Annotated in this window: 22 protein-coding genes; 6 read left to right on the top strand and 16 right to left on the bottom strand. The window is 68.8% G+C overall.

Translation table 11 applies throughout. The annotated features are described in order from the left end of the window. Nucleotides 1-46 precede the first annotated feature (46 nt). Nucleotides 47-1,009 carry an NAD(P)/FAD-dependent oxidoreductase gene (locus D3654_RS11595; protein ID WP_120521646.1) on the top strand — a complete coding sequence of 321 codons (963 nt, stop codon included), beginning with the start codon at nt 47-49 and terminating at the stop codon, nt 1,007-1,009. Between the two features lie 120 nt (nt 1,010-1,129). Beyond that, nucleotides 1,130-2,482, top strand: coding sequence for a uracil-xanthine permease family protein (locus D3654_RS11590; RefSeq protein WP_120521645.1), 1,353 nt, complete (start codon nt 1,130-1,132; stop codon nt 2,480-2,482). A 214-nt stretch (nt 2,483-2,696) separates the two neighbouring features. Here D3654_RS11590 and D3654_RS11585 read toward each other — a convergent pair whose 3' ends face one another. Both D3654_RS11585 and D3654_RS11580 read right to left on the bottom strand, forming a co-directional pair. Then, nucleotides 2,697-3,125 carry a hypothetical protein gene (locus D3654_RS11585; RefSeq protein ID WP_120521644.1) on the bottom strand — a complete coding sequence of 143 codons (429 nt, stop codon included), beginning with the start codon at nt 3,123-3,125 and terminating at the stop codon, nt 2,697-2,699. Nucleotides 3,126-3,149: 24 nt separating this feature from the next. After that, complete coding sequence (locus D3654_RS11580) at nt 3,150-4,079, bottom strand: SDR family oxidoreductase (protein WP_120521643.1); 930 nt, start codon at nt 4,077-4,079, stop codon at nt 3,150-3,152. Between the two features lie 478 nt (nt 4,080-4,557). Here D3654_RS11580 and D3654_RS11575 point away from each other — a divergent pair, with 478 nt between their 5' ends. Beyond that, nucleotides 4,558-6,312: an HNH endonuclease signature motif containing protein gene (locus tag D3654_RS11575; protein WP_120521642.1), complete on the top strand. Its 1,755-nt coding sequence runs from the start codon at nt 4,558-4,560 to the stop codon at nt 6,310-6,312. Between the two features lie 289 nt (nt 6,313-6,601). Here D3654_RS11575 and D3654_RS11570 read toward each other — a convergent pair whose 3' ends face one another. The 7 genes from D3654_RS11570 to D3654_RS11540 form a co-directional block, all read right to left on the bottom strand. After that, on the bottom strand, nt 6,602-7,066 hold the full coding sequence (locus tag D3654_RS11570; RefSeq protein WP_120521641.1) for a GatB/YqeY domain-containing protein: 465 nt from the start codon (nt 7,064-7,066) through the stop codon (nt 6,602-6,604). 176 nt (nt 7,067-7,242) lie between these two features. Further along, a complete protein-coding gene (locus D3654_RS11565) occupies nt 7,243-8,124 on the bottom strand; it encodes an HAD-IIB family hydrolase (RefSeq protein ID WP_120521640.1) in 882 nt (293 codons plus the stop codon). 116 nt (nt 8,125-8,240) lie between these two features. Continuing rightward, nucleotides 8,241-9,053, bottom strand: coding sequence for an alpha/beta fold hydrolase (locus D3654_RS11560; protein WP_120521639.1), 813 nt, complete (start codon nt 9,051-9,053; stop codon nt 8,241-8,243). Between the two features lie 11 nt (nt 9,054-9,064). Then, on the bottom strand, nt 9,065-10,219 hold the full coding sequence (locus tag D3654_RS11555; protein WP_120521638.1) for a pyridoxal phosphate-dependent aminotransferase: 1,155 nt from the start codon (nt 10,217-10,219) through the stop codon (nt 9,065-9,067). Next, the gene (locus D3654_RS11550) at nt 10,216-10,848 is read right to left on the bottom strand and encodes an RraA family protein (RefSeq protein ID WP_120521637.1); all 633 of its coding nucleotides are present in this window, start codon (nt 10,846-10,848) and stop codon (nt 10,216-10,218) included. Before D3654_RS11550 ends, D3654_RS11555 begins: the two co-directional genes overlap by 4 nt. A 1-nt stretch (nt 10,849) precedes the next feature. Continuing rightward, nucleotides 10,850-11,512, bottom strand: a complete 663-nt coding sequence (locus D3654_RS11545; protein WP_120521636.1) for an RraA family protein — start codon at nt 11,510-11,512, stop codon at nt 10,850-10,852. Further along, on the bottom strand, nt 11,512-12,177 hold the full coding sequence (locus D3654_RS11540) for an RraA family protein (protein WP_120521635.1): 666 nt from the start codon (nt 12,175-12,177) through the stop codon (nt 11,512-11,514). The genes D3654_RS11545 and D3654_RS11540 overlap by 1 nt, the downstream gene beginning before the upstream one ends. A gap of 74 nt (nt 12,178-12,251) precedes the next feature. Here D3654_RS11540 and D3654_RS11535 point away from each other — a divergent pair, with 74 nt between their 5' ends. Continuing rightward, on the top strand, nt 12,252-13,136 hold the full coding sequence (locus D3654_RS11535) for a LysR family transcriptional regulator (RefSeq protein ID WP_120521634.1): 885 nt from the start codon (nt 12,252-12,254) through the stop codon (nt 13,134-13,136). A 33-nt stretch (nt 13,137-13,169) separates the two neighbouring features. Here the strand turns inward: D3654_RS11535 and D3654_RS11530 are convergent, their stop codons facing one another. After that, nucleotides 13,170-14,312 (bottom strand): glycerate kinase, encoded by a 1,143-nt coding sequence (locus D3654_RS11530; protein WP_120521633.1) that lies wholly within the window; start codon nt 14,310-14,312, stop codon nt 13,170-13,172. Between the two features lie 198 nt (nt 14,313-14,510). Between D3654_RS11530 and D3654_RS11525 the strand changes: the two genes are divergently transcribed. After that, the gene (locus tag D3654_RS11525; RefSeq protein WP_120521632.1) at nt 14,511-14,867 is read left to right on the top strand and encodes a hypothetical protein; all 357 of its coding nucleotides are present in this window, start codon (nt 14,511-14,513) and stop codon (nt 14,865-14,867) included. On the opposite strand, the gene D3654_RS11520 is transcribed toward D3654_RS11525, so the two are convergent. The 5 genes from D3654_RS11520 to hxlB form a co-directional block, all read right to left on the bottom strand. Continuing rightward, nucleotides 14,845-17,550, bottom strand: a complete 2,706-nt coding sequence (locus tag D3654_RS11520; protein ID WP_120521631.1) for an AMP-binding protein — start codon at nt 17,548-17,550, stop codon at nt 14,845-14,847. The two genes, D3654_RS11525 and D3654_RS11520, sit on opposite strands and share 23 nt — an antisense overlap. An 80-nt stretch (nt 17,551-17,630) precedes the next feature. Continuing rightward, entirely contained in the window at nt 17,631-18,431 is an 801-nt protein-coding gene (locus tag D3654_RS11515; RefSeq protein ID WP_245413192.1) for a glycerophosphodiester phosphodiesterase family protein, read from the bottom strand. A gap of 31 nt (nt 18,432-18,462) precedes the next feature. After that, on the bottom strand, nt 18,463-18,711 hold the full coding sequence (locus D3654_RS11510; RefSeq protein ID WP_120521630.1) for a hypothetical protein: 249 nt from the start codon (nt 18,709-18,711) through the stop codon (nt 18,463-18,465). Between the two features lie 286 nt (nt 18,712-18,997). Next, nucleotides 18,998-19,621 carry a 3-hexulose-6-phosphate synthase gene (hxlA, locus tag D3654_RS11505; RefSeq protein ID WP_120521629.1) on the bottom strand — a complete coding sequence of 208 codons (624 nt, stop codon included), beginning with the start codon at nt 19,619-19,621 and terminating at the stop codon, nt 18,998-19,000. A 54-nt stretch (nt 19,622-19,675) separates the two neighbouring features. Continuing rightward, the gene (hxlB, locus tag D3654_RS11500) at nt 19,676-20,281 is read right to left on the bottom strand and encodes a 6-phospho-3-hexuloisomerase (protein WP_120521628.1); all 606 of its coding nucleotides are present in this window, start codon (nt 20,279-20,281) and stop codon (nt 19,676-19,678) included. A gap of 141 nt (nt 20,282-20,422) precedes the next feature. On the opposite strand from hxlB, the gene D3654_RS11495 reads away from it, so the two are divergent. Next, a complete protein-coding gene (locus tag D3654_RS11495) occupies nt 20,423-21,718 on the top strand; it encodes a LuxR C-terminal-related transcriptional regulator (RefSeq protein ID WP_120521627.1) in 1,296 nt (431 codons plus the stop codon). 21 nt (nt 21,719-21,739) lie between these two features. On the opposite strand, the gene D3654_RS11490 is transcribed toward D3654_RS11495, so the two are convergent. After that, nucleotides 21,740-22,540, bottom strand: a complete 801-nt coding sequence (locus tag D3654_RS11490) for an HAD family hydrolase (RefSeq protein WP_120521626.1) — start codon at nt 22,538-22,540, stop codon at nt 21,740-21,742. Nucleotides 22,541-22,551: the final 11 nt, after the last annotated feature.

Raw genomic sequence — 22,551 nt, 5'->3', positions numbered from 1 at the left:
GCAACGATTGTTGCCGGATCCGGGATGGCGGCCCAGCCTTGGATCCATGAGTGAATACGACGTGGTGGTTATTGGTGGCGGCGCGGCTGGATTGTCGGCGGCCTTGGTCCTGTCCCGTGCCGGGCGGAAGGTCCTGGTGGTGGATTCCGGATCTCCGCGGAACGCGCCGGCAGCGCACATGCACGGCTTCCTCTCGAGGGACGGCATGCCGCCGCGGGAGTTCGTGGCCCTTGGCCGGGAGGAAGTGCAGGGCTACGGCGGGGAGGTGCTCGACGGCGTCGTCCTGGAACTGGTGCCGGACGGCACCTCCGGTTTCTGGGTACTGCTGTCTGGCGAGGGTTCCGCCGGGGGCGGACCAAACGCCGCCGGGCGGCGGATTTCGGCCCGGCGGGTGCTCGTGGCGACCGGGCTGCGCGACGAACTGCCCGAGATCGAGGGCCTGGCGGAGCTGTGGGCCAAGGATGTGCTGCATTGCCCGTACTGCCACGGCTACGAGGTCCGTGACCGGCCGCTGGGCGTCATCGGCGCGTCCGCCGACTCGGTCCGTTACGTCCAGCTGATCCGCCAGTGGGCCAAGGACGTGGTGCTTTTCGTCCCCACAGGGCTCCTGAGCGTCCAGCAGCGCACCGAGCTGACTGCGCGCGCCATCGGGATCGTGGAAGGGACGGTCCGGCGGGTTGTTGCCCAGGACGGGCACCTTTCCGGCGTCGAAATGACGGACGGCAGGCTGGTCCCGCGGGGCGCGCTGTTCGTGCCGCCGCGCTTCGTGCCGAACAACGGCCCGCTCAATGGCCTGGCCTGTGAAACGGACGACGGCGGCTGGTTGGTCACGGACGGCACCGGGCAGACGAGTGTCCGCGGGGTCTATGTTGCCGGGAACCTGGCGAATCCCCGCGCCCAGGTCATCACGGCCGCCAGCGAAGGATCGGTTGCAGCAGCGGCCATCAACGCCGACCTGGTGGAGGAGGACATCAGGGAGGCGGTGCGCAGCTTCAATCTGGGGTACTGAGTCCGTTGCGGGGCCCGTTCTACGTCCGTTACTCGCGTCAAATCACGTAAAGCGGGCCTCGCATTTCAGGGGTAAAGTGGCAGCGAACCCCCGTTATTTCTTCTGAGGAAGGCCCCTGCCATGAGCATGCTCGGCGTCAAATGGAAGCTCCACGGCAACGGCAAGACCATCCGCCCCGGCCACGTGGTGGCGCCCGAGGAGCGCCTGGCCTGGCCGTTGACCATCGGCGTCGGCATGCAGCACGTGGTGGCGATGTTCGGCGCCACGTTCCTGGTGCCCATCATCACGGGCATGCCGCCGGCCACCACCCTGCTGTTCTCCGGCATCGGCACCCTGCTGTTCCTGGTCATCACGCAGGGCCGGGTGCCCAGCTACCTCGGCTCCAGCTTCGCGTTCATCGCGCCCATCATGGCGTCCCAGCAGCAGTACGGCGTGGCCGGAGCGCTCGGCGGAGTGGTGCTGGCCGGCGTCGTCCTGGCCCTGATCGGCGCGGTGGTGCACAAGTTCGGCGCGGAATGGATCAACCGGACCATGCCGCCGATCGTCACGGGTGCCGTCGTGGCGCTGATCGGCCTGAACCTGACTCCGGCCGCGAAGGTGAACTTCGACAAGGCACCCGTCACGGCGCTGGTGACCCTCGTGGTGATCATCCTGGTCGGCGTGCTGTTCCGCGGGATCCTGGGCCGCCTGAGCATCCTGGTGGGCGTCGTGGTCGGCTACCTCACGGCCATGGCGCGCGGCGAAGTGGACTATTCCAAGATGGACGCCGCCGCCTGGATCGGGCTGCCGCATTTCCAGACGCCGGAATTCCACCTGGGAGTGGTGGGGCTGTTCGTTCCGGTTGTCCTGGTGCTGGTGGCCGAGAACGTGGGACACGTGAAGTCGGTTGCCACGATGACCGGGCGGAACCTCGACGACGTCTCCGGCCGGGCACTGATCGCCGACGGCGCCGCGACCGTCCTCGCCGGTTTCGGCGGCGGCTCCGGCACCACCACCTACGCGGAGAACATCGGCGTCATGGCCGCCACCAAGGTGTATTCGACGGCGGCCTACTGGGTGGCGGGCGTGTTCGCGATCCTGCTGAGCTTCTCGCCGAAGTTCGGCGAACTGATTGCCACCGTCCCGGCCGGGGTGCTGGGCGGCGCGGCCACCATGCTGTACGGCATGATCGGCATCCTGGGCGTGAAGATCTGGGTGCAGAACAAGGTCAACTTCTCCAACCCCGTGAACCTGACCACGGCCGCCGTCGCCCTGATCATCGGCATCGCGGACTACACCTGGACCATCGGCGAACTGAAGTTCACCGGCATTGCGCTGGGTTCCGCCGCGGCCCTGGTGATCTACCACGGCATGCGGGCCGTCGCGAAGGCACGCGGCACCGCCGCCGAGCCCGAAACGGAAACCGCGGGGCTGCCGCCGGCCGCGAAGTCGGCAATCAACGCCGCGGCGAAGCGGCACCCGAAGAAGCGGTAGCAGTCTCTTCTACCCAGCAATCCTGCGGGCAGCGACTTGAGCCCGCGGGCGACGGCTGAAACCCGAGGGCAGCGAATCGATCCTGCAGATCAGGCGACCAGAGCCGCGTGAGACCCACCTGATCTGCAGGATGAACCGGCCTTGGCGGTACCGCCGGCCGGGAGTGCTGACGCGCTAGCGCCGCCAGGTACCGCCGGCCGGGAGCGCCGGCCGGCTATCCGGCGTCGAACCTTTCGCCTTCGTCCTCATCATCGCGGGGCGACTTTTCGTCCGGAAGCCCGCTTGCGCCGCCGTCAGGCTCTGGGTCAGCATCGGTGTTTCCGGCGTCCATGGGAGCGTCGGCGGACGGCAGGATGACATCCGGCTCGGCACTATCCTGCTCCGCCTTGGCCTGGTCTTCCGTGCCGCCCATGCGCCCGGCTCCTGGCTCGCCGGCGCTGTCGGCGTCCTCGTCTCCGAGGTGGCTCAGGTCCGGCGCGCCGCCCGGGTAGCCGCCCCCTTCGCCCCGTTCCTCCTCGAGCCCGGCCTCGTCAATGGCTTGCTCGGGGCGGTCCTGCGCGACGAGCCCGCCCATTTCCTGCTCCACCGTGGGCGTTCCGTAGCCGCCCGCTTCCTCTTCGGGGTTCCTGCGATCCTGCTCCATGGTGTTCCTCCCTTTCGTTGACAACTAGAGACCCTTGCCGCCCGTCACGGGGAGCACGGCGCCGGAGATGTACGATCCCTCATTGGACGCCAGCAGCACGTACGCGGCGGCCAGTTCGGCGGGCTGCCCCGGCCGGCCCAGGGGTGTGTCCTGCCCGAACTCGGGCAGGTGGTCGGGCCAATCGGTGGCCGGGATCAGCGGAGTCCAGATGGGCCCGGGCGCGACGGCGTTCACGCGGATGCCCTTCGGCCCGAGCTCCTGCGCGAGCGCCTTGGTGAACGCCACCTGCGCGGCTTTGGTCATCGCGTAATCGAACAGGCCCGGCGAGGGATTGAAGGCCTGGATCGACGCGGTGGTGATGATCGACGCGCCGGGCTCCATGTGCGGAATAGCCGCTTGCGCGCTCCAAATCAGGCTGTAGAGGTTGGTTTTGAAGACCCGGTCGAACTCCTCCGTGGGCGTCGAATCGAGGCTGTCGCGGTTCTTCTGGTAGGCCGCGTTCAGGACCAGGACGTCGAGCCGGCCGAATTCGTCCACGGTCTTTTCGACGATCTCCGTGCTGAACTGTTCCTCACGCCCGTCACCGGCGAGCAGCAGGGAGCGCCGACCGGCCTCCTGGATGAGGGCCGCGGTGGCCCTTGCGTCCGCCTCTTCTTCCGGAAGGTAGGAAATCGCGACGTCGGCGCCCTCCCTGGCGAACGCGATCGCCACCGCCCTGCCGATTCCGGAGTCCCCTCCGGTAATCAGGGCGGCCTTGCCGTCCAACCGGCCGTGGCCTTCGTAGCTGCTTTCGCCGTGGTCAGGCGTGGGATCGGTTTTCTCCGTGAGTCCGGGCTGTTCCTGTTCCTGTTTGGGGAAAGGACCCCTGGGGTAGCCACCGCGCGGGTCCTGGGGCGGTGCTTCAAGGGCGTTATCGGGGGTCTGTTGCGATACGTGCTGCTGCGGGTCGCTCATAGTCCACCTGCTTGTCTGCTGGGATGCCCGTCAAGGGATTCTGAGTTCGGTGGAAGGTGCCGTTATGACAACGTCCACTCTTTCGACGCTAACGGCGGGCGCGGGGCTAGTCCATGCTTTCCGGAAAAAATAATCAGTAAACTTAGTAAATTTTTTTGGGACGGGGTTAGGGGTTGGCTCGGGGCGAGCTTCGGCACGAAGGTACCGGCCGCTCGGGGCGGGGCGGGGCGAGGCGGGCTTCGCGGGGCGGGGAGGGGCGGGACGCGCAGCGCGGGGCTCCGCGGGGCGACTGCGGCACGAAGGTACCGGCCGCTCCGGATGGCTGCGGGCCAGGCTCGGCGGGCTCGGCATTGCTCTGCCGACTGTTCGGGGGCGGCGCGGGCCTTAAGCCCAGCACGAGGTCCCGGCCGAACGCGCTTCCCGTCACGGGGCTAACTCATGGGGCTAAAATGTCCGACCCCCTTGTTTGAATAAAGGCATGGAAAACACCACCCGGACCGGGGCGGCTTCGTCCCGGGAAGCGCAGGAGGGGACGGACGTCGTCCCTGTTGATGCGCTGGCCGAGGTGGTGTCTGCGCTGGAGTCTGTCGAGGTTGTCTTGGCTCGGTTGCAGGCGGTCCGCGAGGGGTTGCTGGCCATAGCCTCCCGGGTGGCGGTCTCGATGGAGCCCGACGGCGGTGCGCAGGTTGCGGGCTGGGACTCCCGGACCGCTGAGCTGGCCCAGCGTGCGGTGGCGGGGGAGATTGCGGCCGCGACGCGCATGAGTGACCGGACGGTGCAGCGCCAGAAGGGCCAGGCGTCCGAACTCATTGCCAGCTTTCCCTTGACCTTCGATGCATTGGCCGCCGGCAGGATCAGCCTGGCGCATGCCCGGGTGATCCAGGACGTCGGGACTGTGCTCTCTGATGCGGACGCACGCGCCCAGTACGAGGACGCCGCGGTGGGGTGCGCGGAGCGGCAGGCACCCTCACGGCTGCGGCGTGTGGCGGTCCGGGAGGCCGAGAAAGCCCACTCCGAACCGCTGGCAGATCGGCACGAGCGGGCGCGGGAAGAACGCAGGGTGTGGGTGAACCCCTTGCCGGACGGCATGGCCGAACTCGGGGCCGTGCTGCCCGCTGTGGTCGCGTACGGAATCCACGACCGGCTTACCCGGATGGCCCGCGCCTACGCAGACGCGGCTGTACCTGCCGGCGCTGGCAACCGCTGCGGCGACGATGGCCGCACAGGCACGGGCGCCGTCCCGGGCACCGGTAATTGCGTAAGTGGCGGCCCGGGCACTCATGCCGGCGCATCCACGGCTGCGGGCGCTGGCAACCGCTGCGGTGCCGATGGCGGGGAGACCGGCGCAGCTGGCGCAAACACAGACCGCGGACCCGGAGACGAGGCTGACAGCCACCCGTCTGCCCAAGGCCGGTCGCTGGATCAGCTCCGTGCCGACCTGCTCGCGGACATGATGCTGCGCGGGGCCCCCTCAGGACACGACACCACCGAAGGAGTGCTGGCTGCGATCATGGCAAGGATCGACGTCACCGTGCCGGCGGCGACCCTGATGGGCAGTAGAGAATCCGCCGGCGAGACCCCCGCCGGCATTGGACGGCCCACCGGCACCAGGCACCCCACCGGCACAGTAGACGCCGCGGCCAAGGAAGCGGTCGAACCCGGGACCGCCCCAGGCAACGGACCCGATGCCGACACCAGCCCATCCGGGACGGCCAACCCTGTCCCGGCCGAGCTCGACGGGCGGCACCCGATCGACACCGACACGGCGCGGTTTCTGGCCGGGATGGCAACAGGATGGAACCGGGTATTCACTGACCCGACGAACGGTTCTGTGCTGGCCGTGGACCGGTACCGGCCCAACGAAGACCTGCGGCGGCTGCTCAGGGCACGCGATTCACGCTGCCGTTTCCCGGGGTGCGGCATCAAGGCCAGTGAACTGGACCTCGACCACACCGTGGATGCGGCCTTCGGCGGGGCTACGCACTTCGGCAACCTCGCAGGCTTGTGCCGCCGCCATCACATGCTCAAGCACCACACAGGCTGGTCGGTCCGGCAGGTCGGGTCCGGGGTCCTCGAGTGGACCAGCCCCACTGGCCGGAGATATTCAGACGAACCCCCAACACCGGCCACCTACCCAACACTGCCAACAAACACCGGACCAAACACCCCGGGCCTCACATCCCCGTTCAAGGACCCGGGCCTGAGTAGTGACCCGAACCCACCGCCCTTCTAAGACCGCAAGACGCACCAAGGCGGGAACCACCCATTGGCGCCGCTGAAACGCCGTGTCAGGCAAGCGACCGCACTAACGCCCGATAGTTTCCGGACGCCGGAGGCACGCGCCCAGATGCCCTCGCGCACCACCGCCGAACCGCCGTCGTCGGTTGCCTCCACGTGCCCGTCACCCTCGGATTCCCAGCGCAGCAGCTCTGCAGGCTGGCGCTCGCGGTTTTCCTTCGCGCGGCCGCCGCCGTCAGCCGCGGCCGCCCGGCCGCCGTCATACGTCCTGCCGATCCGTTTCGCTACGTGAGGCGCTTGCGGACGATCTCGCTGACCGCCTTGCCGTCGAAGCGGCCGGCAACTTTCTCGGTAACCGGCTTCATGACATAACCCATGTGCATGAGGGACAGCTCCACACCGTCGGCCCTGAGGGAAGCGATGGCCTCCTCGACAATGGCCTCGACCTCGAGCTCCGTCAGCGGTTCCGGCAGGTAGGCCTCGATGACCTCGGCCTCTGCGATCTCCGTGGCTGCGCGCTCGGCTTCTCCCGCTTCTTCGTAAATATGGGCGGTCTCGTGGCGCTTGGCGGCCTCTTTCTGCAGCATGGCCGTGATCTGGGCGTCGTCCAGATGGATGGGTGACTTGCCCGCCTTCTCACGGGTGTCGATCTCGCTCAGGACATTGCGCACGGCGGACAAGGCCACGCGGTTGCCGTCCTTCATGTGGCTGACGACGTCTGCGTGCAGCCGTTCTTTCAACGTGGACATGGTGCTCCTCGATTCGATACGCCGGCTGGCTCGCTGCCAGCCCGGCCAGCGGTGACAGCGTCCCGGCGGGGCGTCGCATCGTAAGGTGCATGGCAGAAGTCAACGCCATACTTACTCATCAATTATCTGCCCCGCGGCAGGAATTGGAGCAGGCCTTGTCTTCACCCGGGAGGGCTTCAGATGAGTCCCAGCTCCTTGAAGGCCGCCACGAGTCCTTCGCGGTGCGGGGGCGCGGCGGTGCGGTCGGCCAGGGCAAGCAGCTCGGGCGAGGATCCCTCGATGGCGACCCCGATGCCGGCGAAAGCGACCATCTCAAGGTCGTTCTCGCCGTCGCCCACTGCGATGGTGTTTTCCCGCGAAATGCCCAGGTGCGCGATCGCGGCGGCTACGCCGTCGGCCTTGCTGATGCCGTGCTGGAACAGTTCGCCGGCGTGCCGGCCTTCGTCCGCGATGGAGTTCTCGACGACGGCGATCCCCTCGCCGATCTCCTCGACCAGTCGCCGCATGGGGGCGGCGGAGTCGAACACGGAGACCTTGGAGAACGGTACCTTGGCCAGGTCCGGGACGCGTACGAGCGAGCCCAGGATCGCGGAGGCTCCCACCTCGCGGCCGTCCGGCGCCTTCCGGAAGTGTTCCTCGATGATGGCGCGCAGCCGCTCCTCCGCCGCGGGTGCCACGTGCAGGGATTCCTGGGCTTCCAAGACGTAGACGGCATGGTGCGCATCGAGGGCGGCTACCGTGCGGGCCGCGAGGTCCGCGGGGAAGCGGCGGTCCACGAGCACCTCCCCGGCCACCTCAACATAGGCGCCCGCGCTGGCGACGAGCCCGTCGAAGCCTGCGCCGCGGATGGCCCCGGGCAGCATCGAGACCGGCCGGCCGGTGCACAGGAACACCCGGTGGCCCGCCTCGCGTGCTGCCCGAACGGCACGCACGTGGCCTGCGGGCACCACGCCGTAGTCCGCGTAGGTGCCGTCCACGTCGAGGAAGACGGCGCGGACGGTGGCTTCGGCGGCGGGGTTCGGGGTGCCTGCGATCTCACTGCTTGGCTCGGCGCTCATGGCTCCGGATCATACCGGGACCGGCCCCTCCGGCCCCAAGCGGCGTTCTGTCCGTGACGCGGCCGTGCAGGACCTGGTCGGCGGAGTGGACGTGGCCGCCGTCCGCAGAAAACAGCTCAGGAAACGGCCGCGTGGAACGTCGCGATCCGTTCCCACATCGCCACGGGGTTGGAGTACATCGGCCAGTGCGCGCTGTAGGGGATCTCCGCGAGTTCCACGCCGCGGGCCGCCAGGTGGGGCAGGTAGCTCAGGGTCCGGTTCTGCTCGCCGTACATGAACATGCGGGGGCAGGGCATGCCCAGGAAACGCTCCATGAGGCCGGCATTGTCCGAAAGGTCCACCATGGACTCGAAGATGCCGCGCACCGCCCCGGCCCTGACCTTGTGACGGACACTTGCCGCGTACAGCCGGCTGGAATAGTGCGGCGCGCTGTAGTTGCGGGCCACGAAACCGGCGAAGAACTCCTCCGGATCATCGTTCGGATGCAGCAGGATCTGGCGGCTGAGGAAGCAGTCTTCCGGGGCGACATTCCCCTCGATGTCCACGAAGCTCGCCACGCGTTCCGGGACCTGGTCCGCAAGCACGAGGGCGGTCAGGCCGCCCATCGAATGGCCCACCATGTGGAAGCGGCCGATCCCCCGCGCATCCAAGGCGGCCAGTGCGGTGTCCACCAGGAAGGGGATGGAAATCCGACCGAGATCGTCGCAGCCGGACTCCCCGCAACCCGGGGCGTCGTAGGCGAAGAACGGCCGGCCCGCCACAGCAGGATGCACGGCAAAATCGGCGTAGTCCTCCTTGGTGGATCCGAAGCCGTGCAGGAACACGGTGGGGATGCCGTTGCCGCTGCCGCTGAGGCAGGAGAGTTTCACTGCTGTTCCCCGGACGCTGAGGTCCAGGTCGTGCAGCGTGGGCACGGTGTTTGCGGGCATTGACGGTCCTTTCACGGCATGTCCCGGACGGCGGCGAGCAAGCGCTCCAGCGCGGCCTCCAGGCTCTCGGTGTCAGTGGCGAAGGACAGCCGCACATGACCCTCGCCCGAGGCACCGAACTCGCTCCCCGGGCGGACCAGCACCCCTGCTTCGGCGAAGCGGGCGGCCATGGCATCCGAGCCGAGGGTAGTGTCGATGCGGGGGAACGCGTAGAAGGCTCCCTGCGGCCGGCGCAGGCTGACACGGGGTTCCGTGCCGAGTTTGGCCAGGACCAGGTCGCGCCGGGCCTGGTAGGACTCGCGCAGCTGTTCGAGGTCCTCTTCGCTGGTTTCCAGGGCTGTGAGGGCGGCGTCCTGGACGAAGGTGTTCAGGGGGCCGTTGAGCGTCCGGTGGATGAGCGAGACCGGATCGGCGAGCGCGGTCGGGGCAATGACGTACCCCAGCCGCCAGCCGGTCATGGCGTAGCTCTTTGAGAAGGTCCCGCAGACCAGCACCTGGCCGGGCACGCGCTCGAGGGAGAGGGCGGAGACGAACGGCACGCCGTCGAAGACGATGGTGCCGTACGCCTCGTCCGAGAGCAGCACCAGGTTGGGGTTCTCCAGGAGCAGTTCCGCGACGCCGAGCAGTTCGGCGGGGCCGTAGACGGCCCCGGTGGGGTTGCCTGGATTGCACAGCACCAGCAGGCGCGCATCCGCGGCTTCCCGGCGAAGGGCTTCCAGGTCCAGCGAACCGTCCCGGCGGGGCGGCACCCAGACAACCTCGGCCCCGGCCAGCGCGGCCTGGTCGGCGTACAGGGAGTATGTCGGCTCGGGGATGAGCACCTTGTCCCCGGGGTTCAGGAGCGCCAGGAACGCGGCACCGAGGGCGGCGCTGCCGCCGTGGGTCAGGACGACTTCGTCCGGCGTCGTCTGACGGCCCGTCCGCCCCGTGACATCCGCGGCGATCGCACCGCGGAGCGCCGGGGCTCCGGTCATCGGCGCATACCGTGTCCTGCCGTCCTTGAGCGCCGCAATGGCGGCGTCGACGACGGCGGGCGGGGTGCCGCCGTCGGGCTCCCCCATCGCGAGGGAAACGGCTCCCTCAACGGCCGCTCCCAGCGTGGCGGAGCGGCGGCTGGCCCGGGTGATGCGTTCGACGGCGACGGCGGCCCGGACCCCGGCGCTCACGCGTCCGCTCCGGAGGACACGCGCCCCGCCGGGTCGAGGTTGTAGATCTCCAGGGTGGACCGGCCGGCGGCAACTTCGCGCAGGATGCGCCTCTCGTCCTCGACACGCTGGTCGGCACGGTCGAGCACCGTGTCAGCGACACTGCCGGGAATCACGACGACGCCGTCACCGTCGCCGACCACGAGGTCCCCGGGCCAGACGGTGCGTCCGCCGACCCGGACCGGGACACCGAACTCGCCGGCGTAGTCCTTGGCGGTGCCGACGACGGTCACGGAGCGGGAGAACACGGGGAAGCCTATGGCGGCCTGCTCGGCGGCATCGCGAACTCCGCCGTCGAGAACGAGTCCGGCGATGCCGCGGTGCTGCGCGGCGGCCGCGAGGATCTCGCCCCAGTGGCCGTGTTCGGCACCCTGGAGGTCGACGACGAGGACGCTTCCGGCAGGGGCGGCGAGCACGGCGTTGTGGAGGGCGAGGTTGTCTCCTCCGAGGCCGTGCACGGTGAACGCCGGGCCGGCGACCCGCGCGCCCGCCCAAGCGGGCTTGATCCCCGGATCGCAGGCAACAGGCAACTTGGCCGCCTCGAAGAGGGTCGCTGCGGAGTGGCCGCGGGCGGCGTCTGGTGCGGTCATTTCAGGCCTTCTTCCATTGGAGGTCGTGGTAGCCGAGGCTGGCGCGGGCTTCCTTGAGGGTGGCGCCGGCCTTGACGGTTTCGACGATCCGCTCCTCGGTGGCTTCGATGCCTTCGGCAAGGTCCGCGACCTGGGCGGCGAGTCCGGCAGGGACCACGAAGGCGCCGTCGGCATCGCCGCAGACGACGTCGCCGGGGGCGATAGCAATACCGTTGATGGTGACTTCGCTGCCCACGGCGGCGAGCCGGACGCGGTCCTTGCCGGTGCGCATGTAGCGGCCGGCGCTGAAGATCGGGTACTCCTGGCCGAGGGATGCGGCGACGTCGCGGCAGACACCGTTGATGACGGTGCCGGCGATGCCGCGGACGGCCGCCACCTCCGTCATGATTCCGCCCCACACGGTCACATCGGTGCGGCCCTGGTTGTCGATGACAATGATCGATCCAGGCGGGACATCATCCAGGAAATCGCCCACGCTGCCGCGTTCCTCATCGGCAGGGGCGTACCGCACGGTGAAGGCAGGGCCGGTGGCGCGGAAACCGCAGGTCAGCGGAGCAATGCCGTGCAGGGCGCCTTCTACGCCGAGGGAATCCATGGCGTCGGAGATGGAGGCCGTCGGGAGGGCCGCGAGGCGGGCCACGACGTCGGGAGTTGCGGGGGTCATCAGTGTTCCTCGGTGGTTCCGGCCAGGCGGGCATCGCGCATGGCCTCGTGCAGGGGGATGCCGGCGCGGACGTCTGCCGCGATGGCCTTTTCACGCTCGACGACGGCCTGCGCCTTCGCGAGCACGTCTTCGGCGTGGGCGCGGGGAACCACGACGACGCCGGTCTCGTCCGCGAACACGACGTCGCCAGAGGCCACCATGGCGGTGCCGATCCGGACGGTTTCGCCGATGGAGCGCTGCTGGACACGCGTGCGCGCGGTGGCGGGGATGCGGCCTTTGGCGAAGACGGGGAAGCCGAGTTCGCGGGCTTCGTGGACGTCGCGGCATGCACCGTCGGTAACGACTCCGCGCACACCCTTGAGGGAGGCTCCGAGGCTGAGGATGCCGCCCCAGCTGGAGACGTCGGTGCGGCCGCCGTTGGCGACCACGATGACGCTTTCATCGGTGGCCCGGGCGACGGCCTCGGTGCCGAGGTGGGCGCCCGAGGGCCCCGGGAGGTAAGGCTCAAGTTCGATGGTGACGGCGTAGCCGACAATTTTCGGGTGCCCCCAGACCGGCAGGAAACCGCCCTGCCCCGGAGGCAGGCCCAGGGCGTCGAGGGCGTCCGACACTGCGGCCGAGTCCAGTTCCGCGTAGGAAGCCAGGAGTGAATTTTCGGTGGTCATGCCTCAAGTACAGCGCCTTCAATTGATACTGTGAAGGTCTGATCCTGTATGGCTGCAAGACGAAGGGAGTCTTGATGAGCGTCGAGGTGCGGCAGGCCCGCTATTTCATCGCCGTCGCGGAGGAACTGCATTTCGGCCGGGCCGCGGAACGGTTGAACATGTCCCAGCCCCCTCTCAGCCAGGCAATCCTGCAGCTCGAGCGCCAACTGGGCGCCACCCTGCTCAACCGTTCGAGCCGGTCTGTCACCTTGACGGAGACCGGGCGGCTGTTCCTCGAGGAGTGCCGGCTCCTGGCCTCGGCGTCCGAGCGGGCACAGGAAATCGCAGCAAAGGCCCAGGCCGGCCTCATGGGCACGCTCCGGATCGGCGCCGTCACCTCGGCCTTCAGCGAGACACTGCCGGCAGCGTTTGAACGCTTCAGCCGGACGCATCCGCAGGTGGAACTCCGGGCGATGGAAATCGACAGCCACCACGGCCAGGAAGCGCTCCGTCGGCGCGAACTCGATGTCGCCGTGATCCGCCAGACCGTCACGGGAACCCAGCTCCGGGCCACCCCCTTGCGCCGCGACCACTTCGTCGTCGCGCTGCCTCCGGACCATTCGGCAGCCGCCCGGAGTGGCGCGGTTGAGCTTGGAGACTTCCGGGACGAGCCGTGGGTCTGGCTGGTCCGGCAGGTCTCGCCGGACTACCACGACGAAATGACGGCGGCCTGCCGGCAGGCCGGATTCAGCCCGGAAGTCCGCCATCTGGCCAACTCGATCCACTCGCAGCTTGCCATGGTGGCCTGCGGCCTCGGGGTGACGCTTGCGCCGGAATCGTCTGTGCGGCCGCTCAAGACCGTCGCCTGGCGCGAACCAGCGCAGCGGGTGGACCTGGTGGAGCTCTCCCTGGTCAGCCGCGCGGATCGTGCGGAACCGCTCGTGGACCATTTCATCGACTGCGCACTGGCCCGGAACTAGCTCGGCCGGCCAGTCCCGCCGGCCGGCTGGCGCTTACGCCCCTTCGAGAAGCTGGCTCGTGGCCCAGGCGAGGTACTTGGCGGCATTGGCAACGGCGTCCGCGACGTCCGGTTCGCCGTCGCGCTTCTGCGCGATGTCAATGAGCTGGGCGGCGCCTTCGACGCCGTGCTTGGCGAGGTCTTCGGGCGTGACCGCGATGCGGCCTGCCACCACCAGCACCGGAATCCCCCGGTCACGCGCGGCATCGGCGAGGCCGATCGGGCCCTTGCCGCTCAGCGACTGGGTGTCGAGGGAGCCTTCGCCGGTGATCACCAGGTCGGCGCTGTCCAGCTGGGATTCCAGGCCGGTCAGTCCGGCAACCAGTTCGAAGCCGCCTTCCAGCTGCGCTTCCGTGAAGGCCAGGAACGACGCCGGGAAGCCGCCGGCAGCACCCGCCCCGGGGACGTTGGCATCCCGGCCGGTCGCTTCCCGCAGCACGGACGCCCAGTTGCGCAGGCCGGCGTCGAGCAGTTCGACGGCGTCCGCGTCCGCGCCCTTCTGCGGTCCGAAAACGTGCGCCGCGCCGTCGCTGCCGTAGAGCGGATTCCGGACATCAACGGCGATACGGAAGGTGGTCTTCGCCAGCCGCGAATCCAGTGCGGAAGTGTCGAGGGCGGTGACGTCAGCCAGCGAACCGCCGCCGAGCGGGACCACGTTGCCCGCGGCGTCGAGCGGCTTGAGGCCGAGCGCGCGCAGGGCGCCGCTGCCGCCGTCGGTCATGGCCGAACCACCCAGGCCGAGCACGATCTCGGTGGCCCCGGCGTCGAGCGCCGCGGCGATGAGCTGGCCGCAGCCGTAACTGTGGGCGCGCAGGGAGTTTTCCGGCGTCGGCTCCATGCTGGCCAGGCCCGACGCCTGGGCGGTTTCGATCACGGCAGTGGCGCCGCCGAAGGAGTTTTCGCGGATCGCCCACGCGGCGCCGACGGGCTTCAGGATGGGACCGGTGACGGCGTTGATGCGTTCCTCGTAGCCGGCAGCGACGGCGGCTTCCAGCGTTCCCTCGCCGCCGTCGGCGATGGGGAAGCGGGTGACGACGGCGTCCGGGTAGACGCGCAGCGCCCCTTCGGCGATGGCCGCGGCCGCCTCAGTCGCGGTCAGGGAGCCTTTGAACTTGTCCGGGGCGATCAGAATGCGCATGGGCCCTATCTTGCCATCCGAGGCAGACAGTATGAGCTGCGTTACGCCGTCGCACGCTCCCGCCCTGACGGCGGGGGTTAACGGCCTGTGATGACCGCACCAAATCTTCGGGATTTTGCACTACGATTGTGTCTACGGGGGAAATAGTAAGCATGCTTATTAATTCACGGAGCTTAGTTCACGGAGCGAAGATCGGCCATGAAAACCACCCGCGCCTCCCTGGTGGAGGCACTCCCCCTGACTATTCAGGCTTTCCAACTCAACTATCCCCACCTGAACCTGATTGGCGATTCGTGGTCCCTCACCTTGATGTGCCCGTGGATGATTCGCCCGCCTGGCTGCCAGTTCGACTGGAGTTCGCCGGACTTGGAGACAAGAATCGGCGGCCTGCTGGGACGCAAAGTGGTTCAAGTTGAAGCCGGCACCGAGGAACTGATCGACCCGGAATTCATCCTCGACGACGGGACGCGAATCAACATGTTCCCAGGCGATAATCCCCATCCATGGGCCATGGAACTTCCGGGCGTCGTCCTTATCGGCACAGGCCGGGAGTAGCTTCCGCTGCCGGCGCAGCCACCACCGCTCCAGCAGTCCCCGCCGACGCAAACGACTTAGCCGAACGCCGCTTCCCCAGCCAACGCTCCACCAAGCCGAGAAACCGCATGGACAGCGCCCAGTACGCCACACCGGCCGCCAGCGAAGCCAGCAAAGCCAGCAGGGGGCTGGTCCCGGAGAGCAGGGGGAAGACCAGCCAGTGCGTGAGGTAGATGTACAGCGAGGCGCTGGCCAGCAGGCCGACGGGCCGCCGAAGCACCACGGGCACCAGCAGGGTGGGCAGCCAGATCAGCAGGAGCACGCCGGCGATCACCGTGTTCTCCCGGAGCTGGTCACCGAAGAAGTAGCCCGGCACGGTCAGCACCACCAGTGCGGAGACCAGCAGCCGCTGCGGCAGGGACTTGGCCCGCGCGACCACCCAGCCGAAGGTGAATAGCCAGAACGTTGGCATCGGGTGCGGAAACTGCGGATCCACGATGTCGTACCGGCTGATCAGGGCCAGGCCTGCGAGCGCCAGCGGGAAGGCGAAGGGGAAGCGCCGTTCCAGCCGCCCGACCGACGGCACGGCCAGCAGCAGGGCCAGCCCCACCAGCATGTACACGAGCACTTCGATGAACCAGAAATGCCATTGGGTGGTTACTTCCTCCGGCCCGATCATCGAGTTCAGCAGGAAGATGTTCGCCACGGTGTAGTGATCGGTCAGCACGAACGCGACGCCGATGAACGCCACCGCCGGGATTACGAGCCGGCCCAGGCTGTGCAGCTGCCGCTTCAGCCTGCCGATCCCTTCGCCGCCCAGCTGGAATCGCGCGAAGTTGTACCCCGCCACGGCCATCAGGATGTGTGCCGAGCCCTCCCAGTGGAACAGCCCGATGTGCGTGGCCGCGATCAGGATGATGCCCACCGCGCGCAGCACGATGCCGCTCTCCAGCGGCGCGAACAGCCGCTTGGCCGGGGCGAACCGGCCCTTGGCGGGGACGGCTTCCCGCGGCACCAGGTCCCGTACCGGGGTGATGTGCCAGTCCGGCGGCAGGTGGCCGAGCGCCTTCTCCAGCCGGATGGACGCCGCCACATAGGACAGCGAATCCCCGCCCAGGCTGACGAAGGTGTCCCCGTCCGCGATGTCGTCCCGTTCCAGGGCGTCGGCGAAGATCGTGCGGGCGTCTTCCGGCCGCTTCGCCTTGCGCACGGCCCCGGGAGGTTCGACGGCGGCGGCGACCCGGCCGCCGTCGGGCAGTCCCTCAGCTGACCCGGCGTCCGCCAGCGCGAGCACCGCCGGATAGTCCGTCTTCCCGGTGGAGAAGCGCGGCAGGGCGGCGACGGCGTACATCTGAAGCGTCGCGCGCGGCAGGCCGAGGCCCTGGGTGACGATCTTTGCGAGCAGCTTGGTGTCGTGGTCACCCTGGACGGCGACCACGAGTCTTTCGTCAGAGCCTGCGGCGGCGGCGGTGATGCCGAGCTCGTGCAGCATGGTCTCGACCTGGCCAAGGTCGATCCGCAGGCCCACGATCTTCACGAAGCGGCTGCGCCGGCCGACCACCTGGTACAGGCCGTTGTCCTGGACGCGGGCGAGGTCGCCGGTGCGCAGTTCGGTGACGGTCCGGCCCAGTGCGAGGTCCCCGGGGCTTTGCGCGTAGCCGAGCATGACGTTCGGGCCGCTGTAGACGAGTTCGCCGACGGACCCGGCAACGGAGTCCAGGCCGGCAATGGAGTCCAGGCCGTCCACCGGGTCGATCCGGAAGGAGCCACCGGGCACCGGAACGCCGATGCTCGAGGGGTTTTCGGCGGCGAGCCCGGGCGGCAGGTAGGCCATGCGGGCGGTGGCTTCGGTCTGCCCGTACATGACGAACAGTTCCCAGCCGCGGCGCCGGCCAAGCTCGGCGTAGTGCTGCACCTTCTCCGGGGCGAGCCGGCCGCCGGCCTGGGTGACATAGCGCAGGGCCGGCAGTTCCATGGCGCCGAAGCCCACACGTTCCAGGAGCTCGAAAGTGTAGGGCACGGCGGCGAAGGAGGTCACCTGCTCGCGGCGCAGGAGGTCCCAGAAACAGGGGTCCACCACGGACAACTCGGTGAGCGTCAGGGCGGCTCCGCGGAGCAAGTGGCTGTTGATGACCGAGAGCCCGTAGCAGTAGGACATCGGCAGCGTGGTGGCGGCGCGGTCGTCGGGACCGATCCCCAGGTACGCCGCGATCGATTCCGCGTTGGCCTGCACATTGTCCTGCGACAGGCGCACCAGCTTGGGCGATCCGGTGGATCCGGAGGTGCTCAGCAGCAGGGCGAGCTCGGGGTGCAGTTCGTGGCGGCTGCCGGGGCGCCGCTCCTGCAGCACGGGTCCGCCGTCGGCTTCGGCGCCGGGCATGTCGGAACCGGAGGTCATGACTACGTCCGGATCGTAGGCGGCGACCAACGACTCGAGGGCGGCAGGCTTGTCCGCTGGCACGATCATCAGCGGGTGGCCGCCGGCGAGCGCGGCGAGGTAGCCCACCAGGGACGCGACGTCGTTCGCGGCGGCGAGCGCCACGAGGCGGCGGGTGGTGCCGAGCCGGGACGCGACGGCGTCCACGCGGCCGGCAAGGTCCTCGTAGCTGATGACGGTGCTGCCGGTGATGACGGCGGCGCGGTTTCCGAAGCGGGCAAGGCCCGAGACAAACGGGATCCGCGCGAGATCAAGGGGGATGGTCACCCGAGCGATTTTATAGGATAGCCTTAGCTAACTTCATTGGAGTTTCTGTAAGCGTCACCGCTCCAGTCACTGGCGTCACTTCACCACCACTGGCCACGCTGTTCGAGCGTCTCTTTCAGCAGATCGGCCCTGTCTGTGACGATTCCGTCCACGCCGCGGCCTTCACCGCCCAGATCCAGCAGCCGCTCCATCTCCGCGGGGTCGTTGACGGTCCACACGTGCACCTGCAGCCCGAGGCGCCGCGCCCTGCCCAGGAAGCCCGGGGTCAGCAGTTCCAGCCGGCCGTAACGGACCGGCACCTGGAGGGCGTCGACGTCGTGCATCACCTTCGCGAGCAAGCGGTCCGGCAGGATCGGACCGGCCAGGGCGAACACCGCGGTGAGGAAGATGCCCGCGGAGGACGCCGTGCGGCGGCTGAGGCGTTTCAGCACACCCCTTCGGCGGCGGTCGGAGAAGCTGGTGATGAGCACGCGCTCATGGGCGGCGCAGCGGTCGATCACGGCGGCGAGCGGCGCCACCGTATGCCGGTCTTTGACGTCGACGTTCAGCCGGGCGTCCGGGAATTCGCGCAGGATGTCTTCGAGCAGCGGGATGGCTTCGCGCCCGCCGATCTTCGCCCGGGACACCTGCGCCGCGCCCAGTTCACTGATCCGGCCGCGGGAGTCCGTGACGCGGTCCAGGGTGGCGTCGTGGAACAGCAGGACGGCGCCGTCGGCGGTGGCGCGGGCGTCCGTCTCCAGGTGTGTGATGCCGATCCCGACGGCGGTGCGGAAGGCTGCCGCCGAATTCTCCAGTCCCTCGCGGGAGAAGCCGCGGTGGGCCAGGGCGAGGGGACGGCTGGCGCCGTCGGGTCGCAGGAAATAGGGCAGCGGCTGGCTCACCCGGGTAGCGTAGCGCCTCAGCCCCGCGGGGTCAGCCTTCGGCGCGAACGATCTCCACGCCGTCGCCACAGTGCACCAGCGTGCGGCCGCGGCCGCCGTCGAGGTTCACCCACACGATGCTGTGGTCGCCGGAGACGGCGTCCACGAATCCGCGGTTCTCGTAGCCCGGCGCGAGCTTCACGCTGACGCGGTCGCCGCGGCGCAGCTGCTTCCAGTGTTCGGCCGGCTCGGCGCGGCGGATCGGCGCCTCGTACATGCCGCTCGTCTTACGCTTGGCCATGTTGTCCCCCTGAAGTGAGCTCTCAGATATGAGGCCAGCCTACGGGTGGGAGTTGAACGCGAGTTGGATTCCAGATGTGAGTTTCCGGTGAGCTTAATCGCGATTGGGAACACCCAGCCCGGGCGGCTCCGTTCAGCCCGGCGGTAAACCCGGGCAAACAAAAACAGCGGCGATGCGCACCCAGTCCTGCCGGAACATGGAGTCCTGTCCGCAATCCCGGCAGGAACGCACCGCCGCTGCGGCTTTTTGCTTGCCCTTGCGGGCTGTCCGCTGGAAGCGCGGGCCGCTAGATGATGGCGGCGCGCAGTTCCTTCGCAGCGAGGGCCGGGTCGGCCGCACCGTAGATGCCACCGCCGACGACGGCGACGTCAGCGCCGGCGCGCTGCACGGCAGCGATCGTGGTCAGGTTCACGCCACCAGCCACGGAGAACGGAACGCGGGCTTCTTCACCGGCGCTGAGGAGCACGTTGAGGTCGTAGCCCGGCTTGGCCTGCTCGTCCAGGCCGGCGTGCATCTCGACGAACTTGGCGCCCAGGGCGCGGACTTCCTTGGCACGGGTGACCTTGTCCTCGACGCTGATGAGGTCCACGACGACGCCCTTGTTGTGGGCCTTGGCAGCCTTGACGGCACCGGCGATGGTGGAGTCGTCGGCGGTGCCGAGCACGGTGACCAGGTCGGCGCCTGCCTTGAAGGCGATGTCGGCTTCAAGTTCGCCGGCATCCATGGTCTTCAGGTCGGCGAAGACGATCTTGTCCGGGTGGGCTTCCTTGATCGCGGTGATCGCGGCGAGGCCTTCGCTCTTCACGAGCGGGGTGCCGAGCTCGATGATGTCGACGTACTCGGCGACCTTGCCGGCGATGTCGAGGGCTGCTTCGGTGGAGAGGACGTCGATGGCGACTTGGAGCTTCATGGTGTTTCTCATTTCGTGTTCTGGAGTTGCGGGAGTCTTGGAGCGTGCGGGGGCTTACTCGAGGTTGGCGTGCCGGAGCCAGAGTTCCTCCGCCGGGGTGGCGTCCCCGTCCCAGAGGGTCTGGAATACGGCCTCGGCGGCCAGGAAGAGCACCTGCTCGAAGAGGCTGCCTGCGTACTGGCGGGACAGGCTGGAGCCGTGGTCCGTTTTCTGCGCGGCGGGAATGGTGACCACGACGTCGGCCAGTTCCGCGAGCGGGGAGGCCGGGTTGGCGGTGTAGGCGGCCAGGCGAGCGCCGGCTTTCGCGGCGGTCTGTGCGGCGCGGACCACACCGGAGGTGGTTCCGGAGCCGGAGGCAAGCAACAGGACGTCGCCCGAACGGATAGCCGGGGTGGTGGTGTCTCCGGCGATGTGCACGTCGAGGCCGAGGTGCATCAGGCGCATGGCGGCCATCCGCAGCACCAGGCCGCTGCGGCCGGCGCCGGCGACGAAGACCCGGTTGGCCGAACGCAGTTCCTCCGCGAGGCGGGAGAGCTGGCCGGGGTCGATTTCCGCGGCAGTTCCGGCAACTTCGTCCCCTACAAGGGAGAGATTCGCCGAAATCAGGCGGGATGTTTCTGTGTCCGATACGGTGGGCGCCACCTCAGCGGTGAGTGTCATTGCCGTGCCTCCTGTCCTGCTCGTGAAGTGCTTGTGGATCAATCGTCCCTTCCTGAACGGGTGAGCTGAACAGCGAGGATGGGCAGTGTTTGCTACCCGTTCGGACAGTCAGGCCGGGGCGGGACCGGCTAAGGTGGCTGAATGACTTCAGCGCAGAAGACTTTGGCCCAGAATTCCCGGACCCTGCTGGACGACGTTGCCGCCCTGGTGGACGCTCCCCTGATGGACATCGCCGAGCGGTTGCGCGAGGCGGTGCTGCCGTACGTCGGCAACAGCGCGCTCATCATCTTCACGGAGGACTGCACGGGCCGCCCGCAGAAGAAGGCCGGCGCGGAGGAGATCATCAGCCGCGTGTCCGTTCCGGAACTGGACCAGCTGCGCAGCCAACTCCCGGACCGCGAGCCTTGGGAGGGGACCGCGACCATCGGCGGCGCGGAGCACCCGGTCCTTGCCCTGTCTTCGGAGACCAGGGCCCTGGTCACCCTGACCGCCCCGCAGCTGCCGGCAGATCCGGCGGAGAGGGCGGAGTCCCTGCGGATGCTCGGCTACCTGTGGGGGCTGGCGGCCCGCAGGATCCAGGAGAAGGTGGCGGACGCACCGCCGTCGTACTTGCTTGAATCGCGCGCGGCATCGGCCGAGCGGCTGCGGGTCACGGCGGAACTGGTGGACCGGCACTCGACCACCCTCGAGACCCTCCTGGCGGCCCTGCGCTCCCAGGCCCTGGACGACGCCACGGCCCGCCGGAACGTCACCGACCTCGCCGTGAAGGCGCTCGTGGAACTGCGCACCATCAGCGACCGCACCACGGACCTGGTGGAGGAGCCCGTGGCCACGGCCTTCGAACGGCTGCGGGAGGACCTGCGGCCCCTCATGCATTTCAGCGGCATCGACGTGCAGTTCATCGAGCCGCCGGTCAACGGCCGCGCCCTGCCGGGCGAGGTGGCCCACGCGGCGCGGGCCATTGTGCGCGGGCTGGTGCTGGCGATCGTGGAGCAGCCGCAGGTGCGCCGTGTCCGCGCCCAGTGGGACTGCGACGGCGAGAACCTGCTCATCAACGTGCGCGACGACGGCCAGGGCGAACTGTCCGCGGATTCACCGAACATCACCCGGCTCGCGTCGCGGGTGGAAGCGCTGAACGGGCGGATGAACCTGGAGGTCATGGCGGGCTGGGGTGCCGACGTGCAGGTGGCCCTGCCGCTCGATCCGCCCTCGGCCCCGGTGGGCGACGCCGGGGGCTGGGGCCTGGCCGAACGGGAACTGGAAGTCCTCCAGCTGCTCTCGGCCGGTCAGCGCAACCGGGCGATCTCCGCGAAGCTCCACATCAGCGAGAACACGGTTAAATTCCACCTGCGGAATATCTTCCGGAAGCTCGGCGTAGGTTCACGCACCGAGGCGATCGCCCTCGCGCACAGCCACGGCATGCGGGCGCACTCCTAGGACCGGCGTTCCGGCCGGGCCTCACCCGACGAGGAGGGCCTCGATCACCTGGGCCACGCCGTCGTCGTCGAAATGCGGGGCCTGGTACCCCGCCGCGGTGATCGCTTCAGGATGGCCGCTGGCCATCGCGTAGCCGTGGCCGGCCCAGCGCAGCATTTCGATGTCGTTGGGCATGTCCCCGAACGCCACTACGTCCGCGGCCTGGATGCCCAGGGACGCGGCGTATCCGGCGAGGGTGACCGCCTTGTTGACTCCCGGCGCGGACATTTCCAGCAGCGCGGTGCGCGGCGCCGAATGCGTGGTTTCCACCAGATGCGCGACGACGGGCTGCACCTGCGCGAGGAAGGCGTCCGGGGTGCCGCTGCGGGTCACCGCCAGGAACTTCACGACGGCGTCCTCCGCCGTCAGCGTCCGGTGCAGGGGTGCGGGGGTGAAGTCAGCCAGCAGCTCGCTGGTGGGGTTCTCGATGAAGCCGGGTTCGAGGTGGAAGCCGGACACCGTCTCGGCGGCGAACAGGGCGTCGGGGCAGACCGACTTGATAAGGCGCCGGGCCTCGAACACTGCGTCAAGCCCGATCGCCTGGGCGGACAGCAGTTTGTCCTCGGCAAGGTCCCAGAGCACGGCGCCGTTGGAGCAGATCACCGTGCCGCTGTGGCCGAGCTGTTCCCGGAGCGGGTAGAGCCAGCGCGGCGGACGGCCGGTCACGAAGACCACCTCGATGCCGGCGTCGACGCAGGACTGGAATGCGCGGACCGTGCGGCTGCTGATCCGGCCGTCGTGGCCGAGGATGGTGCCGTCGATGTCACTAGCTACAAGCCGCATCTTGCAAGTCT

The sequence above is a fragment of the Arthrobacter celericrescens genome (genome assembly GCF_003614925.1).
Taxonomy (GTDB): Bacteria; Actinomycetota; Actinomycetes; order Actinomycetales; family Micrococcaceae; genus Arthrobacter; species Arthrobacter celericrescens.
This window is presented reverse-complemented; position numbering and strand designations above follow the sequence as displayed.